General features: G+C 43.3%; 12 protein-coding genes. 9 read left to right on the plus strand and 3 right to left on the minus strand.

Features of this window, described 5'->3' with window-relative positions:
- Nucleotides 1–26 precede the first annotated feature (26 nt).
- Complete coding sequence (locus AC1W6K_RS07715) at nucleotides 27–971, plus strand: phytanoyl-CoA dioxygenase family protein (protein ID WP_481719748.1); 945 nt, start codon at nucleotides 27–29, stop codon at nucleotides 969–971.
- Between the two features lie 28 nt (nucleotides 972–999).
- Here the strand turns inward: AC1W6K_RS07715 and AC1W6K_RS07720 are convergent, their stop codons facing one another.
- A complete protein-coding gene (locus AC1W6K_RS07720) occupies nucleotides 1,000–1,917 on the minus strand; it encodes a sugar phosphate isomerase/epimerase family protein (RefSeq protein ID WP_481947050.1) in 918 nt (305 codons plus the stop codon).
- 57 nt (nucleotides 1,918–1,974) lie between these two features.
- Between AC1W6K_RS07720 and AC1W6K_RS07725 the strand changes: the two genes are divergently transcribed.
- The 4 genes from AC1W6K_RS07725 to AC1W6K_RS07740 all read left to right on the plus strand — a co-directional run bounded on the left by AC1W6K_RS07725 (nucleotide 1,975) and on the right by AC1W6K_RS07740 (nucleotide 6,076).
- Nucleotides 1,975–2,295 carry an MmcQ/YjbR family DNA-binding protein gene (locus AC1W6K_RS07725; protein WP_481719744.1) on the plus strand — a complete coding sequence of 107 codons (321 nt, stop codon included), beginning with the start codon at nucleotides 1,975–1,977 and terminating at the stop codon, nucleotides 2,293–2,295.
- A 100-nt stretch (nucleotides 2,296–2,395) separates the two neighbouring features.
- A complete protein-coding gene (locus AC1W6K_RS07730; RefSeq protein WP_481947051.1) occupies nucleotides 2,396–3,454 on the plus strand; it encodes a glycoside hydrolase family 130 protein in 1,059 nt (352 codons plus the stop codon).
- Nucleotides 3,455–3,539: 85 nt separating this feature from the next.
- Nucleotides 3,540–3,923: an SMU1112c/YaeR family gloxylase I-like metalloprotein gene (gene gloA2 / locus AC1W6K_RS07735; RefSeq protein WP_481947052.1), complete on the plus strand. Its 384-nt coding sequence runs from the start codon at nucleotides 3,540–3,542 to the stop codon at nucleotides 3,921–3,923.
- Nucleotides 3,920–6,076 carry a DUF4954 family protein gene (locus tag AC1W6K_RS07740; RefSeq protein ID WP_481947053.1) on the plus strand — a complete coding sequence of 719 codons (2,157 nt, stop codon included), beginning with the start codon at nucleotides 3,920–3,922 and terminating at the stop codon, nucleotides 6,074–6,076. Before gloA2 ends, AC1W6K_RS07740 begins: the two co-directional genes overlap by 4 nt.
- 150 nt (nucleotides 6,077–6,226) lie before the next feature.
- Here AC1W6K_RS07740 and AC1W6K_RS07745 read toward each other — a convergent pair whose 3' ends face one another.
- Nucleotides 6,227–7,825, minus strand: coding sequence for a M28 family peptidase (locus tag AC1W6K_RS07745; RefSeq protein ID WP_481947054.1), 1,599 nt, complete (start codon nucleotides 7,823–7,825; stop codon nucleotides 6,227–6,229).
- Nucleotides 7,826–7,929: 104 nt separating this feature from the next.
- On the opposite strand from AC1W6K_RS07745, the gene gcvP reads away from it, so the two are divergent.
- The 4 genes from gcvP (at nucleotide 7,930) to rocD (ending at nucleotide 15,849) form a co-directional block, all read left to right on the plus strand.
- Nucleotides 7,930–10,806, plus strand: coding sequence for an aminomethyl-transferring glycine dehydrogenase (gcvP, locus tag AC1W6K_RS07750; RefSeq protein WP_481947055.1), 2,877 nt, complete (start codon nucleotides 7,930–7,932; stop codon nucleotides 10,804–10,806).
- 167 nt (nucleotides 10,807–10,973) lie between these two features.
- On the plus strand, nucleotides 10,974–13,376 hold the full coding sequence (locus AC1W6K_RS07755; protein WP_481947056.1) for a 3-hydroxyacyl-CoA dehydrogenase/enoyl-CoA hydratase family protein: 2,403 nt from the start codon (nucleotides 10,974–10,976) through the stop codon (nucleotides 13,374–13,376).
- 2 nt (nucleotides 13,377–13,378) lie between these two features.
- Complete coding sequence (locus AC1W6K_RS07760; protein WP_481719728.1) at nucleotides 13,379–14,554, plus strand: acetyl-CoA C-acyltransferase; 1,176 nt, start codon at nucleotides 13,379–13,381, stop codon at nucleotides 14,552–14,554.
- Nucleotides 14,555–14,631: 77 nt separating this feature from the next.
- Nucleotides 14,632–15,849, plus strand: a complete 1,218-nt coding sequence (gene rocD, locus AC1W6K_RS07765; RefSeq protein ID WP_481947057.1) for an ornithine--oxo-acid transaminase — start codon at nucleotides 14,632–14,634, stop codon at nucleotides 15,847–15,849.
- 82 nt (nucleotides 15,850–15,931) lie between these two features.
- On the opposite strand, the gene rho is transcribed toward rocD, so the two are convergent.
- Nucleotides 15,932–17,470, minus strand: coding sequence for a transcription termination factor Rho (rho, locus tag AC1W6K_RS07770; RefSeq protein ID WP_481719724.1), 1,539 nt, complete (start codon nucleotides 17,468–17,470; stop codon nucleotides 15,932–15,934).
- Between the last annotated feature and the right edge of the window lie 12 nt (nucleotides 17,471–17,482).

Below are 17,482 nucleotides of genomic sequence, written 5' to 3' on the forward strand. Positions count from 1 at the left end.
TCCGAATTGATTGATATATGTATGAAATGAACTTACCATGGGTAGAAAGTCCTTTCTTTTCCCAAATCTTGAAAGCAAAAAATCTTACCTCAGCAGATGCCAAAATAGCGACTCAATATAATGAAAAGGGCTATGTTGTTCTTCAAAATATTTTTTCTGACCAATTAATCGAGAATATCAAAAAAGATATGCTTGAAAAAGGTTTTAATCCAGATTATCCTATTGAAACAGCGAGAAACGAGGTAAGGATTCAGGATCTTTGGTTAAAATCAGAATCGGTACAGCAAATGGCTATTCACCCAGAAATTATAAAAACGTTGGAGATGCTATATGACCGAGAAGTAATTCCTTTTCAAACCTTAAACTTCAAAGTTGGATCCCAACAAATGGCTCATTCGGATACCATGCATTTTAGCTGTTTACCAGCGCGTTATATGTGTGGAGTTTGGGTAGCACTAGAGGATATTACGGAGGAAAATGGTCCACTTTTTTATTATCCTGGATCGCACAAGACTCCTGAATACGATTTCAGTCATTTTAAAAATACATTGGAAGATAATTCGTACGAAAACTATCCTGAATACGAGAAATTTATAGAACAATTGATGGACGTTTCGCCTTACAAAAAGGAGAAATTTCTAGCAAAAAAAGGAGATGCACTTATCTGGTCATCCAATATTGTTCACGGGGGAAGTGCAGTTATTGACCCCCAATCAACGCGTTTTTCACAAGTCACCCACTATTATTTTAAGGATTGCGTTTACTACACACCAATGCTTTCTAACATGGCAACAAAAGAGTTATTCCTTCGTCGTTTCTTAGTAAATATTCGTAATGGAGAGACTTTAGTTAATAATTGGAATAGCAAACCAACTAGATTTATGCGTACTCGTGATCAACTTTTTACCATAAACAATCACTTATACTTACACAAATACTTACGTTGGATCGCTGCCAAACTAAGTAAGTAGGCCTAATTTAATTTGCTCTTTTGAATATTTACAAATATTTCCTTAGTAAATCGACGCTTTTCTGAACGCCAACAGTCCCAGGTTCTTTGCCTTCGAACTCAATGGAAATGTACCCTTGGTAATTCGCTTTTTTTAGCATCGCGATGATGCGCTGATAATCTAAATCGAGGCTATACCATTCACCGCCACCGTAATATGTTTTGGCTTGTACAAAACTCGTTTTAGAAACGATTTTTTCTAGCTTATTGTAGGGATTTTCAAGAAAATTACCCGTATCCATGAGGAGACCTAACCAGGGTGAATTCACTGTATCATGAATGCGCAACATACCTTCAGGAGTCGAACCCAAGCCCCAGTGGTTTTCAAGTGCCAATAACACGCCGCATTCCTCCGCTTTTTTCAAGCATTGTTGGATTCCATCCACACACCATTTATAACCATCATCCTCCGTATATCCTGGCAAAATAGGTTCAATTCCACGATTAGCCATTAATTCGTCAAAACTTTTGATGGTATTCCAGCGACCCGTATTCAATCGCAAACATGGAATACCCATTTTGTAGGCAAGCTCAATGCAATGATTCGTATGATCTACATGCTTTTTCAATTCCGCTTTGTCTGGCGTTACAAATCCCTGATGAATCGACAAACAAGTCAGCGCGATGCCATTCAAAAATGCATGTTTTTTAATGTCCTGTAGGTATGCATTGTCCTCACTTTCCATTTGTCGGTGCAATACATCAATCCCATCCAACCCCATTTTCGCCGCTTCATCAATCACGCGTTGAATTGGGAATTTATCTCCTTTAAAATGCCAATAGGAATAGGAAGAAACACTTAACTTGATTTTAGGATTTGGCTTTACGACTGCAGTTTGAAGAGGTGCAACCAAGGGAACGGCGGTAGTTAACGCGGCTGAAGACAAAAAATTACGGCGATTCATCATGGGATCTATTTATTTTTCTTGCCTAACTTACGTAAATATTTTAAATAAATAACAAGGATGTATCTGGATGAACTGGTCGAATTTTGTTTGAGTCTGCCGGATGTCGAGGAGACACAACCATTTGGTCCTGAACACGTTGTATATAAAACAAAAGGAAAAATGTTTTTGCTGGTTGGCCTAGAAGACTCCCCTATTCGTTTCAATGTCAAATGCAATCCGGAGCTTGCCATTCAATTACGCGAGGAATTCCCGCTCGCGGTCCTTCCTGGTTTTCACATGAATAAAAAACATTGGAATACGATTGTGGTGGGACCGGAGCTGTCGCGTAAACAAATTGAGACGTTTATTTTACATTCCTATCATTTAGTGTATAAGTAAACTGATTTTTGTAGTTAGTTTTTGAATAAAAGATTGAAAATTAATTTCCTCCCTGTAGCTTTGGCAAACCTTGGAGGATTGCCAAAGCTAAGAGACCAACATGAAAAAAACATTCGCATTATTTCTGCTTTTCCCATTCCTAAGCCTGGCGCAGAAATCCAATTGGGAATTATCAGGATTTAAAAAACTAGATGACGTAAATCCAATCATGAAACCGGATATAAATGCGCGGTTTTTATGCCCCATTCAAAAAAAATCCGTTGGCTGGGAAAATAAAAATGTACTCAATCCGACGGCTTTGGTACGAAACGGAAAAATTCATTTGTTATATCGCGCGCAAGATTCATTGGGAACATCGCGAATCGGAATGGCCACGTCAACCGATGGCATTCATTTTATCAAAAATCCTACACCCATCCTCTTTCCTACCAATGACCCATTTCAAAAATATGAATGGCCAGGTGGTATTGAAGATCCTCGCGTGATCGAAACGGAGGAAGGAAAATACCTAATGACCTACACATCTTATGATGGCAAAACAGCTCGACTTTGCTCGGCAATTTCGAGTGATTTGTTGGCCTGGGAAAAACTAGGACCCATGTTGAATAGCCCAAAATACGTAAATCTTTGGTCCAAATCTGGTGCCATAGTAGGCAAGGAAATCAATAGCCGAATCATCGCCCAAAAAATCGATGGATTCTATTGGATGTATTTCGGGGATACCGATTTATTCATGGCAAAATCAAGTGACCTACGTTTATGGGAGGTTTGTGAGAATGCAGAAAACCAACAAAAAATCTCCGTCCTACACCCAAGAATGGGGTATTTCGATTCCCGCCTCGTTGAACCGGGGCCATATGCCTTACTCAGGCCGCAAGGAATTCTACTAATCTATAATGCGAGTAATGCCGCAAATTTCAACGATGCCAAATTCCCCAAATTCACCTATGCCGCCGGACAAGCACTCTTCGATGCTAAAAAACCATACCGACTAATTAACCGGTCGAATCAGGCATTTATTTGGCCAGACAAAGATTACGAGCGTATCGGTGAGGTAAATGAGGTCTGCTTCGTGGAAGGGCTTGTCCATTTTAATGGTAAATGGTTCTTATACTACGGAACCGCAGATTCAAAAATCGCAATAGCAACAACTAACTGATAATTTTCAAAAATACGTTAAAATCTCACCTTTCCCCCCTAGCTTTGCCAAACCTTGGAGGATTGGCAAAGCTAAGAGAAAAGATATGATTTTAGGAATTCACCACATCGCAATTATCTGCTCAAATTACGCAGTATCCAAACAATTTTACACTGAAAAACTGGGCTTCACCATCGTACGCGAAGTGTACCGCGAAGCACGAGATTCCTACAAATTGGACCTGGAAGTCAATGGCTTATATCAAATTGAGTTGTTTTCATTCCCCAACCCACCAGCCAGAACCTCACGTCCAGAAGCCGCAGGACTTAGGCATCTTGCCTTTTGTGTTGACGATTTAGACGCGACCGTTGCCTTATTAAATCGGCAAAATATTACGTCCGAAATCATCAGAATCGATGAATTTACAGGAAAACGCTTTACTTTTATAGCTGATCCCGACGATCTCCCTATAGAATTTTACGAGCAATGAATCGAATAGATAAAAAACCACTAGCGCAATTAGGCTTTGATTTCGTAACAGAAAACTTCCTTAAAGCAAATGAAACCGAATTTAAACATCGAAATACCCACATAAATCAAAGTCTTTACCGCCAACTTCAAGCACGCGAAATAAGTATTCTAGAGGCCAATTTAAATGAGGCCGAAAACTGGAAAGATCTTTGGGTAAAAGACGGATTCAACCCCTATTTGGTAAAAAATTGCCGGTTTTTTGGTATTGTGCGCATTGGAATACTTGAGTCTTGCTACCTCGAATTCAAAAACCTCCGTATGCCGGTTGGCCTATATAATTCCACGATTATTTCTAGTGATTTTGGTGATAATGTGGCCATAGATCGGGTCAATCTCCTCTCCCACTACCAAATAGGGAATGAGGTCATGATTTTGCAAGTAAATGAACTGGCTACGACCCCTACAGCTAAATTCGGAAATGGAATTGTCAAAGATGGAGAAGAAGAGCGCATTCGGATTTGGCTTGAATTAGGCAACGAAAATGGTGGCCGAAAAGTCGTTCCGTTTATCGGGATGCGACCTGCTGACGCATTTCTTTGGACGCAAGATCGAGAAGATAAGGAACTTCAAGCAGGATATTTAAACTTGACCAAAGCTGAATTCTCATCAGAAAGAGGGTTTTATGGGCAAATTGGAGATCGTACCATAATTAAAAATACAGGCATCATAAAGGATGTCAATATGGGTTCGGACGCCTACATTAAGGGCGCGAATAAACTCAAAAATTTGACCATCATTTCTTATCCAAACGCCTCCACGCAAATCGGCGAAGGCTGTGAAATCGTCAATGGTATCATCCATGAAGGTTGTCGGATATTTTACGGCGTCAAAGCCGTGCGATTTATTTTGGAAGCACAATCCCAACTCAAATATGGGGCACGATTGATCAACTCATTTTTGGGAAGTAACTCGACCATTTCCTGCTGCGAGGTGCTTAATTCCTTGATATTCCCAGCACACGAGCAACATCACAATAATTCATTTCTATGTGCGTCCATCATTAAAGGCCAAAGCAACATGGCCGCCGGAGCTACATTAGGTTCAAATCACAATTCACGTGGAGCAGATGGTGAGTTGCAGACAGGTCGTGGATTTTGGCCAGGCCTTTCAGTGGCACTGAAACACAATTCCAAATTTGCGTCCTTTAACCTGATTTCCAAAGGCAATTATCCGGCAGAAATCCATAATCCAATACCTTTTTCATTATTGGGAAATGACGATCAAACAGGCGGATTGTTAATTATTGCTGGTTATTGGTTTCAATACAATATGTATGCGATTGCACGCAATGCGTGGAAATTTGCAGCGCGGGATCAGCGCGTTGAAAAAAACATGCTACTTGAATTTGATTATTTGGCACCAGATACCGTCAGTGAAATCCTTGAGGCCCGTGACTTATTTTGTCAGTGGGTCGGTGATGCTATCGGAAAAGATGCTGCAGCGGGAAAAGATTGGTTGGCAAATCCTGCCAACGAGCATGAGAATCTAGCTGTTTGGGCCACCGGAATTGAAAATACCAAACGGAAAACACGCGTAGCTAAAGTCTATCGGGCATACCAGATTTTTGGCGACTTATTACATTATCATGCGGCCAAAGAATGGGTCGCCACCTGTGACCGCAATCCCAGCCAAAAACCGCTCGATTTACTTCACAAGACCATGGAAAAAGCAACAGCTATTCAAACCTGGGACAACCTAGGGGGACAGTTGATTCCTTCCGGGGCGGTACTCGAACTCAAAAACAGCGTCAAAAATAGCCAAATCACGCGCTGGTCTCAAGTTCATGACTTCTATGAAACACAGGCCAAGGTATACCCAGATCAAAAATTTGAAAATGCGTTAAATGGCTTATTGAAAGTTGATCCAGAGGTCATGGCCAACATTCCAGCCTGGCTAAATAAAGCCGTAGAAACTGCACGTTTCTTAACTGCAGGAATCGAAAAATCACGCGAAAAAGATTATCAGGATCCATTTCGCCTGGCGATGTTTGGCAATTCCCAAGAACTCGAAGCGGTGATTGGGGATTTGAATGACAATGAGTTTATCCAACAGTCGAAAGTGAGTCAACAGATTTTTGAGGAGAAAATAAAAGCGATACAGATTAGACGCTAAGAATCGGCGTGAAAAACGCCTCAAACTTTGGCAATCCTTTAAGGTTTGCCAAAGAAAAAGCCCCAAAAATCCCATCACCACCCAAAAAAAGCCCCAAGCGTCGCTTGGGGCCCTCTAACGTCTAACATCCGACGACTAGCGTCTAGATGCTTATGGCTTATTCGAATCCACCTTCAAACGCTCCTCGCGATTGGAAATCTCCCACGCCATGTAAAACACCAAACGACCCACTTTTTGTACCTGATCAAATTCAATTTTCTCCACATCATCACCCGGCTGGTGATAATCATCATGAACCCCGTTAAAGAAAAACGCCACAGGGATACCATGCTTAGCGAAATTATAGTGGTCTGAACGGTAGTAAAAACGGTTCGGATCATTGGGATCATTAAAACGGAAATCCAATTCCAAACCTACGTGCTTCTTGTTCTGGTCAATTAAAATCTCACGCAACGACGAAGACAATTTATCAGATCCAATCTCATAAATATAATCCGGCTTACCCATGTGCTCGTCATCGTAACGTCCGGTCATGTCGGTGTTAAGGTCAACCACCGTATTTGCCAATGGAAACAACGGATGCTTGGAATAATACTCAGAACCCAACAAACCTTTCTCCTCACCGGTTACCGTCATAAACAAGATACTCCGGCGCGGTTTTTTACCTTCTGCAGCCGCCTTTCCAAACGCCTCCGCCAATTCCATAATCGTCACCGTTCCCGAACCATCATCATTCGCACCATTATTGATTTGGCCATCAGCCGAAATACCAATGTGATCATAATGAGCGGTTAATATCACCAACTCCTCTTTCTTGTCCGTTCCCTCTAAATAGCCAACCACATTGTAAGTGTCAACTGGTTTTTCCGTACGCTCAATGGTTAAGTTGATGGATGCCAACTTGTACGTAGACGCAATCGATTTTTTAGCAGCAGCCACAGTAGCTTTATAAGCCAATAGCTGCTCTTCGCTCGTGCCTAAAATTTCCGCAGCCATGGCAGATGAAATCAATAAAACAGGTGCCTCGTTTGGCGAAGCAGCCTCATCCGCAAAAACCATACGCTCATTACCAAAACGCTTCATCATCACCTGACGCTGACGTAATTGATTACCAAAATCTTTCTCCGATTTATCCGAAATCAAAATTAATCCCGCCGCACCCACAGCCTGCGAACGCTTTAATTTCTCTTTCCATCCATCCCCTTTACCAAAAACAGACGGATCCTTGGTTCCTGATAAAACATAATTACCCGCCTCGTCTTTCGCCTCTCCTTCAAATGCGAGAACATATTTTCCTTTGGCATTTAACTTAGCAAAATCCGTAAAGCCCGCCTGCTGAATTCCAAATCCAGCAAAGACCACCGGCACTTTCGTATTCGCAGCTACTGGTACCAAAGCACTCGCCATAAAGTGTCCCAAATAATCGTATGATTTCCCCTTGATAGCTAGCGCAACCTTCGTCCACGATCGATTCACCAAATCTACTTTTTGAAAGTAAGAACCATTTACAGGTGCTAATCCCGATTTCTTAAAATGATCCGCAATGTAATTCGCTGCCACCATTTGTTCTGGTGATCCCGTATTCCGCCCTTTTAGGCTATCGGATGCAATAAATGTCAGGTGCTTTTTCAGATCTTCTGCCTTAATTGTCAAGGCATAGGGAACCGGATTTGATTGAGCGAAAGCGCCGATTGAAATTAAATTAGCGAACAGAATGAACGCTAAAAGATAGTTTGTTAATTTTTTCATGAAGCAAAACAAATTTTAGGAAAGCGAAGTTAAGGAATCAAAAATAAATCGCTAAAAAAAGATTACTTTTGTGGCGCTTTTCATCTCAAATTCAGACGAATTTTATGACCCCAAATTTCAAGTATCGGGAAGACTTTTCATTGCGTCACAACAATGTAGAGCCAACCGATGTAGCAGCTATGTTAAAAGAAATCGGCGTAGCTGATTTAAACACACTCATCAATCAAACTGTACCCGAAAAAATTCGTTTGGCACAAGGCCTTCGCCTGCCAGAACCCAAAACTGAATTTGAATTCCTGCGTGATTTCAAACAAGTCATGGGTCAAAATAAAATCTTCAAAAGCCACATCGGCTTAGGATATTACGATACATTTACACCTACGGTCATTTTGCGCAATATTTTGGAAAATCCATCTTGGTACACGGCCTACACGCCTTATCAAGCGGAAATTGCACAAGGTCGTTTGGAAATGTTGTTGAACTACCAAACCATGATCATCGACCTAACTGGCATGGAATTAGCGAACGCGTCCCTCTTAGATGAAGGAACAGCGGCCGCGGAAGCCATGACCATGTTATATGGCCAGCGCCCGACAGAACGTGGAAATGCAGAAACCCTTTTCGTTTCATCGCTTTGCCTACCACAAACCATCGATTTATTAATGACCCGCGCAGAGCCAATTGGCATTGAAATCGAAGTAGGCGACCATACCAAAATTGACCTAACCGATCCAAAATATTACGGTATCGTTTTACAATATCCAGCGGCAAACGGAGAGGTATTTGATTATACTGCTTTTGTGAGCTCTGCCAAAGAACAACATATACAAATCGTAGTTGCTGCCGATTTACTTGCCTTGACTTTATTAACGCCTCCAGGTGAATGGGGTGCGGATGTTGTCGTAGGAAGTTCGCAACGTTTTGGCGTACCGATGGGTTTCGGTGGTCCTCATGCTGCTTTCTTCGCAACGAAAGAAAAATACAAGCGAAGCATTCCAGGTCGTATCATCGGGGTTTCCGTAGACACCGAAGGAAATCGTGCGCTTCGTATGGCTTTGCAAACCCGCGAGCAACATATTAGAAGAGAAAAAGCAACGTCCAATATCTGTACCGCGCAAGTACTGCTTTCCATCATGGCAGCAGCTTACGGAATTTACCATGGACCGGATGGCTTAAAGAAAATCGCTTCACGCGTGTATGGCCTAACGGAATTGTTGGCCGCCGGTTTGAAAAAACTAGGATACACCTTAGAAAACACCCAACACTTTGATACGTTAACTGTTTTAACCGGTGAACAAACCGAAGAAATTCGGGAATATGCCGAAGAATCGGAGCGTAATTTGAGATACTACAAAAATGATGGCGAGAAGTTGGGCATCACGCTTGACGAAACTACCTCAGAAGATGATGTGATTGAGATTTTGGCATTTTTCCAACGGGCGCAAGGCCAACGAATCTTAGGGGATGAGTTGACCGTCGCATGGAATATCCCAACATCCCTAACACGCGCATCGAACTTCATGACCCATGAGGTTTTCAATCGCTACCATTCCGAGCACGGTATGTTGCGTTATTTGAAGTCACTTGAATCCAAAGATTTATCGATGGTTCACTCCATGATTTCCTTGGGATCATGTACCATGAAATTGAATGCAACGACCGAAATGATTCCGGTGACTTGGCCAGAATTAGGTAAAATGCATCCATTTGCCCCGGGCTTCCAGACGCGTGGGTACCAACAAATGATCACGGAATTAAGTAAGTGGTTATGTGAAATCACTGGATTTGCGGCTATGTCGATGCAACCCAATTCAGGTGCGCAAGGCGAATACGCAGGTTTGATGGTGATTCGTGCTTACCATGCGTCGCGTGGAGATTCGCACCGTAACATCGCACTGATTCCTTCTTCTGCACACGGAACCAATCCTGCTTCTGCCGTGATGGCTGGCATGAAAGTTATCGTGACTCCTTGTGATGCACATGGAAATATTGATGTAGCTGAACTTCGTGCCAAAGCGGAGGAGCATAAAGATAATTTGGCATGCTTGATGATTACCTACCCAAGTACGCACGGTGTATTTGAAGAAAGTATTATTGACATTTGCCAAATGATTCACGAGTTCGGTGGACAAGTATATATGGATGGAGCAAACATGAACGCGCAGGTGGGATTAACATCTCCGGCACGCATTGGCGCCGACGTATGTCACTTGAACCTTCATAAAACCTTCTGTATTCCACACGGAGGTGGCGGTCCAGGTATGGGACCTATCGGCGTGGCACCACAATTGGTTCCATTCTTACCAGGTCATGTGATTACGGATTCGGTCGAAGCACCGGCACATGGTGCAGTTTCTGCAGCACCGGTTGGTTCAGCTTCTATCTTAGCCATCTCATACGCATACATTGCGATGATGGGCGGCGAAGGATTAACGATGGCCACGATGACGGCCATTTTAAATGCCAATTACATCAAAGCTCGTTTGGAAAAAGAATTCCCAATTCTCTACACAGGTTCGCAAGGACGTTGTGCACATGAAATGATTTTGGATTGTCGGCCATTCAAAATCTCCGCTGCCGTTGAAGCAGAGGACATCGCGAAACGCTTGATGGATTACGGTTTCCACGCACCTACCCTATCTTTCCCGGTAGCAGGAACGTTAATGATTGAGCCAACAGAATCTGAAAGCAAAGAAGAATTAGATCGCTTCTGCGATGCGTTGTTAAGTATCCGTGCTGAGATTCGCGCGATCGAAGAGGGCCGTGTAGAGAAGACAAACAACTTACTGAAAAACGCGCCGCATACACAAACACGTGTTTTGGCTGCTGAATGGGATAAAGTTTACACACGTGAAGAAGCTGTTTTCCCTCTTCCGTATGTCAAAGCCAATAAATTTTGGCCTACCGTTTCTCGGATTGACTCAGCATACGGCGATCGAAACTTGGTTTGCGCGTGCGAGCCTACTTCGAGTTACGCATAAATAAATCTTTTAAAATCCCTCTGGAGTAATTCAGAGGGATTTTTATTGATAATTTAATTAGTATGCTTGCATAACATTTTGTTTTTTCTTTATATTTACTGCGTTAGACGCTGACGGGGTCTCTGAGCCCGACAATACTAACAAAAATCAATCTCAAACTTGTTAACATGAATCGTTCCATTAAACGCGTAGCCATCCTTGGCTCAGGAATCATGGGCTCTCGCATTGCCTGTCATTTCGCAAACATTGGCGTTCAAGTATTGCTTTTGGACATCGCTCCAAAAGAACTGAACCCAGAGGAACAAGCAAAAGGCCTTAGCCTGGAGCACCCATCCGTGAAAAATCGGATCGTCAATACAGCATTTCAACAAACTATACAGGCAAAGCCCGCATCGCTTTATAGTAGCGGCTTTGCCAAAAACATCAAACTGGGCAACTTCGATGATAACTTATCGGAGATTGCGCAGGCCGACTGGATTATGGAGGTCATTGTGGAAAATTTAGCGATCAAAAAATCGCTTTATGACCGCGTCGAGCAATTCCGTAAACCAGGAACACTAATCACATCGAATACGTCCGGCATCCCCATTCATTTGATGGCTGAGGGTCGTTCAGATGATTTCCAAAACCACTTTTGTGGTACACACTTTTTCAATCCGCCACGTTACTTACGCTTGTTGGAGATTATCCCAACCCCCAAAACGGATCCCAAAATCATCGATTTCCTCATGCAATTCGGCGAAACCCAATTGGGTAAAACCACCGTTTTGTGTAAAGATAGCCCCGCCTTTATCGCCAACCGCATCGGAGTTTATTCGATGATGCAAACCATGAAAGTGGTAGAGGAATTGGGTTTAACGGTGGAGCAGGTAGATAAGTTGACCTCGAAAGTCGTAGGCCGACCGAAATCAGGGACCTTCCGTTTATCCGATGTCGTGGGTTTAGATACGACGGTTCACGTGGCGAATAATTTGAAGCAAGCATTAACAAACGACGAAAGCAAGTCGATTTTCGAATTGCCAAACATGCTCCAAAAACTAATGGACAACAAATGGCTCGGCGATAAAACCGGTCAAGGATTTTATAAGAAGACCAAAGAAGGTGGCAAAACGGTCATCTTAAGTTTGGACTTACAAACATTTGAATACCGACCGTCGCAAAAGGTTTCATTCGAAACCTTGGAGCGCACAAAGGCCATCGATAAATTAGCTGATCGCTTTGCCTATTTGTTAGCAGGAAAAGATTTAGCGGGAGAATTTTACCGCAAGACATTCCTAGATGGCTTCCGTTACGCATCCATGCGTGTACCTGAAATCGCAGATGATTTTATCAAAATTGACCAAGCAATCTGCGCAGGTTTTGGTTGGGAAATGGGCATTTTCGAAACGTGGGATGCGATCGGTGTACAAACTGGAATCGATCTTATGGCTGCGGAAGGCCACCAACCAGCCGCTTGGGTGACTGAGATGGTGAAGGCGGGGAATAGCAGCTTTTACCGATCAGAAAATGGGGAGCGTCAGTACTATGACATTCATACTAAAAAATACCTAGCGATTCCAGGTGCTGAAAAGCAGATTAATCTGCAAATTTTAAAACCAACCAAAACCATCTTCAAAAACGACGATGCGAGCATCATTGATATTGGTGATGGCATCATCAACTTGGAATTCCATTCGAAGATGAATACGATGGGGCAAGGAGTTTTGGAAGGTATCCAAAAAGCATTAGACCTAGCGGAGAAAGATTACCGCGGTTTGGTGATTGGAAATGAGGGCGTTGAGGCATTCTCGGCGGGAGCGAATTTGGGGATGCTGTTTATGTATGCGGCCCAACAAGAATTTGATGAAGTCAATCAAATGATTGCCATCTTCCAAAAAACCATGATGCGCGTTCGCTACTCATCCATTCCGGTGGTTGTAGCTCCGCATACTTTAGCTTTAGGCGGAGGAACGGAAATCAACTTACATGCGGATAAAATTGTCGCTCATGCAGAATTATACATGGGCTTAGTTGAAGTGGGCGTTGGCCTAATTCCAGCCGGTGGTGGAACCAAAGAAATGGCTTTACGTATGGGCGATGCCCGTCGGAAAGGCGACGTGGAACTGAACCGTTTACAAGAAGCTTTCATGAACATTGCGACGGCGCGCGTGAGTACATCGGCATATGAAGCCTTGGAGATGAACTACTTACGCAAGGAAGATCGCATCGTTTTAAATCGCAGCCAACTCATTTCGGAGGCGAAAAAAGAGGCGATTGCTTTGGCGGAAGCAGGCTATGTTCAGCAGCAACCACGTAGTGATGTGTGGGTGGAAGGAAAACAAGGTTTGGCCTTATTTAAAGCAGGAATTCAAGGCATGTTGATGGGTAAATACATCTCCGAACATGATGCCTTAATTGCCAATAAATTAGCCTATGCGATTTGCGGTGGTGATTTAGATACGCCACAAATGGTAACCGAAGATTACTTAATCGACTTAGAACGCGAGGCATTCCTATCGCTTTCAGGCGAACGCAAAACACTCGAACGAATCAGTAGCATATTAAATGGAGGTAAACCTTTAAGAAATTAATCATGAACGCATATATCATAGCAGGTTACCGCACAGCGGTGGCAAAAGCAAACAAAGGTGGATTTAGAACCATGCGACCAGATGATTTGGCGGCAGAGGTGATCAAACATTTAATGGCACAAGTTCCCTCAGTGGACCCAGCATTGGTGGAAGATTTAATCGTAGGTAATGCAATTCCCGAAGCGGAACAAGGCATGCAGATGGCGCGTTACATTTCGCTATTATCATTGCCAAAGAGCGTACCTGGTTTCATCATCAACCGTTATTGCGGATCAGGTTTGGAAGCCATCGCTTTAGCTTCTTCCAAAGTTACGGCTGGCATCGCGGATTGCATTATTGCAGGTGGAACTGAATCCATGAGTATGTTGCCGATGATGGGTCACAAAACTGTATTGAATTATAACATCGCTTCCGAGCATCCCGATTACTACATCGGTATGGGCTTAACGGCTGAAGAGGTTGCAAAAAAATATGAGATAACCCGAGAAGAGCAAGACGCATTTGCATTGGCATCACACCAAAAAGCATTAGCTGCACAAGCTGCTGGGCATTTTGACAAATCCATCGTACCGATCAGCGTATCTGAAAATTATTTCGATGCGGCATCGGGTAAGAAGCAAACAAGAACGTGGACCGTCTCGAAAGATGAGGGGCCACGTGCTGATACGACGATTGAAGCACTTGGAAAATTGAAACCAGTATTCGCCATGGGTGGAACGGTGACCGCAGGAAATGCATCCCAAACTTCCGATGGAGCAGCCTTTGTTTTAGTCGTTTCAGAAGCATTTGTGAAGCAACATAAATTAGAACCTATCGCGCGCATGGTGACTTATGCGACTGCAGGTGTGGAGCCAAGTTTGATGGGGATTGGCCCGGTGGAAGCGATTCCTTTGGCCTTGAAAAAAGCGGGATTGCAATTGAAAGATATCCAACAAATCGAATTGAATGAAGCCTTTGCGGCACAGTCTTTGGCAGTAATCAAAACCTTGGGAATTGATCCAAATATCGTAAATGTAAACGGCGGCGCGATTGCTTTGGGACATCCACTCGGATGTTCGGGCGCTAAATTGTCCATTCAATTATTCGACGAAATGAAACGCCGTAACCAGAAATACGGCATGGTAACTGCCTGCGTAGGTGGTGGCCAGGGCGTTGCAGGGATTTACGAGCGACTTTAATTTTTTTCCTTTGGCAAAGCTTCGCGCTTTGCCAAAGTTTTAAGACGTGATGAATTGCGTCTTTACATCATCAACAAATGACATCAACTGATTACATCCGCCTAGAATCCGAATACGGTGCGCATAACTACCATCCCATACCCGTTGTCCTAAATAAAGGTTTAGGTGTGCATGTCTGGGACGTTGAAGGCAAAAAATACCTTGACTTTTTATCTGCCTACAGTGCAGTGAACCAAGGACATTGCCACCCGCGCTTAATCCAAGCCATCACCGAGCAAGCCCAAAAACTCACCTTGAGTTCACGTGCTTTTCACAATGACCAATTGGGATTAACGGAGAAAAAGCTCGCAGAAAAATTTGGTTACGAGAAAGTATTGTTGATGAATACCGGTGTCGAAGCCGGTGAATCCGCCATCAAATTAGCGCGAAAATGGGCGTATGAAGTAAAAGGAATTCCGTCAAATAAAGCTCAAATCATCGTGGCCGAAGGCAACTTCTGGGGTCGAACGATTTCTGCAATTTCCTCGTCAACAGACCCGAATAGCTATACCAATTTTGGCCCATTCACACCGGGATTTATCAAAATCCCCTACAATAACTTAGCGGCTTTAGAAGAAAAATTACAAAATCCCAACGTCGCAGCCTTCATGGTGGAACCTATTCAAGGTGAGGCTGGCGTGGTTTTACCCGACACAGGCTACCTGAAAAAAGCGGCAGATCTTTGCAAAAAACATCGGGTACTTTTCATCGCCGATGAAATCCAAACGGGTCTCGGTCGGACCGGTGCGTGGTTGGCCTGCCACCACGAATTCGTTCACCCCGATATTTTATTATTAGGCAAGGCTCTTTCCGGAGGATTTATGCCGGTTTCGGCGGTGTTATGCAGTAATGAAATCATGTTGACCATTAAACCAGGCGAACATGGGTCGACCTTTGGTGGTAATCCATTAGCCTGTGCGGTAGCCAACGTCGCGATTGATATCCTGGAGGACGAAGATTTGATTGAAAATGCTGAAAAACGTGGCAAACAGTTAATGAAATTCCTTCAAACCCTAAAGGCAAAAACTGCCTTAATTCGGGAAGTGCGCGGAAAAGGATTATTATGTGCGATTGAAATTAACACCGATGAAGACAGTCCTGTAGCTTGGGAAATCTGTCTAGATTTCATGCGCGCAGGTCTTTTGGCAAAACCTACCCACGGAAATAAAATCCGATTGGCACCTCCATTGACCATTTCCAAAGTTGAAATGGATCAAGCCTGCGAAATCATTGAGAAAGTATTTTTTGGCTATTAACGCATTCATCGGACTGCCATGCCCAATAAACCAAGCGGGCTGACAATCCGATGAACGTAATTCAATGGGTAGAATCGGCATACTAGCGATTCATGGAAACCAAAAACTCTTCGTTGTTTCGTGTACCTTTCATTTGCTGTTGCAAGAATTCCATCGCCTCTACTGAGTTCATGTCCGACATGTGCTTGCGTAAAATCCAAACACGTTGCAATACCGCTGGATCCATTAATAGATCCTCACGACGCGTACCGGATGCAGTTACATCAATCGAAGGATAAATACGGCGGTTGGCCAATTTACGATCCAATTGTAATTCCATGTTACCCGTACCTTTAAATTCCTCAAAGATTACCTCATCCATTTTCGAACCAGTTTCGATCAAGGCAGTTGCGATGATAGTCAATGAACCACCATTTTCCACATTACGTGCCGCGCCGAAGAAACGTTTTGGTTTGTGTAATGCATTGGCATCCACACCACCTGATAAAATCTTACCTGAAGATGGAACAACTGTATTATAAGCACGCGCTAAACGCGTGATTGAATCTAATAAAATCACGACATCGTGACCACATTCTACCATACGTTTTGCTTTCTCCAAAACTAGATTGGCCACTTTCACGTGACGTTCTGCTTGCTCATCGAAGGTAGATGAAATTACCTCCGCGCGTACCGAACGTTGCATATCCGTTACCTCCTCTGGACGCTCATCGATCAATAAAATGATCAAATAAACCTCGGGGTGATTGCGCGAAATCGCATTGGCGATATCTTTCAATAAGACTGTTTTACCCGTTTTTGGTTGGGCTACAATCATACCCCTTTGGCCTTTACCAATCGGCGCAAACAAATCCAAAATACGCGTCGAATAATTATCCGCCGTTGAAGACAAGTTTAATTTTTCCTCTGGAAACAATGGTGTTAAATATTCGAAGTTGATCCGATCACGAATCTCATCCGTCGTTTTTCCATTCACAGATTCCACTTTCAATAAAGCGAAATATTTCTCCCCTTCTTTTGGTGGACGAATCTTTCCTAAAATGGTATCCCCCGTCTTCAAACCAAACATTTTGATTTGCGAAGGTGATACATAAATATCATCTGGTGATGCTAAATAGTTGTAATCCGATGAACGCATGAAACCGTATCCACCTTCTTGCATGATTTCCAAAACCCCTTCATTGTCAATTAAGCCATCCAATTCTTTGATAACTTGATTGTAATTAGTGCGGTGCTGGCGATGTTGATGCTGGGGCTGTTGGGCCTGCGCATCTTCTTTAGGCAAGGTACTTAAATCAACCGGTGCGTCTGTTGGCGACACTTTATCTGCTGCCAAAGGCGCATCACTCGTTACGAACGAAGTATCTACTTCCTCTGGCTCGATGATCCCGGCCATTTCGATAGGCGCTTCTTCCACATCAGGCTTACCTTTACGTGGAGGACGAACATTACGAACAGGTTTAGCCGTCGCTACGGGCTCTTCTGAGGGTGAGGATTCTTGAGTTGGTTCTTCCAAAGGAGCATCTACCATAGGTAAAAGTGGAGCTTGTTCTTCGTTTGGTTTTTGAATTCGTTGACGCTTAGGCCGTTCAGTGGAATTTGAGGATTCTTTATTATCCATAAATGGGGTAAA

Source organism: Aquirufa sp. (genome assembly GCF_964796385.1).

Coding starts and splice junctions, on each gene's coding strand:
- AC1W6K_RS07760 (WP_481719728.1), top strand. CDS start 13,379: ATGAACGCATATATCATAGCAGGTTACCGCACAGCGGTGGCAAAAGCA.
- AC1W6K_RS07755 (WP_481947056.1), top strand. CDS start 10,974: ATGAATCGTTCCATTAAACGCGTAGCCATCCTTGGCTCAGGAATCATG.
- AC1W6K_RS07725 (WP_481719744.1), top strand. CDS start 1,975: ATGTATCTGGATGAACTGGTCGAATTTTGTTTGAGTCTGCCGGATGTC.
- AC1W6K_RS07715 (WP_481719748.1), top strand. CDS start 27: ATGAACTTACCATGGGTAGAAAGTCCTTTCTTTTCCCAAATCTTGAAA.
- rho (WP_481719724.1), bottom strand. CDS start 17,470: ATGGATAATAAAGAATCCTCAAATTCCACTGAACGGCCTAAGCGTCAA.
- AC1W6K_RS07745 (WP_481947054.1), bottom strand. CDS start 7,825: ATGAAAAAATTAACAAACTATCTTTTAGCGTTCATTCTGTTCGCTAAT.
- AC1W6K_RS07730 (WP_481947051.1), top strand. CDS start 2,396: ATGAAAAAAACATTCGCATTATTTCTGCTTTTCCCATTCCTAAGCCTG.
- gloA2 (WP_481947052.1), top strand. CDS start 3,540: ATGATTTTAGGAATTCACCACATCGCAATTATCTGCTCAAATTACGCA.
- gcvP (WP_481947055.1), top strand. CDS start 7,930: ATGACCCCAAATTTCAAGTATCGGGAAGACTTTTCATTGCGTCACAAC.
- AC1W6K_RS07720 (WP_481947050.1), bottom strand. CDS start 1,917: ATGATGAATCGCCGTAATTTTTTGTCTTCAGCCGCGTTAACTACCGCC.
- AC1W6K_RS07740 (WP_481947053.1), top strand. CDS start 3,920: ATGAATCGAATAGATAAAAAACCACTAGCGCAATTAGGCTTTGATTTC.
- rocD (WP_481947057.1), top strand. CDS start 14,632: ATGACATCAACTGATTACATCCGCCTAGAATCCGAATACGGTGCGCAT.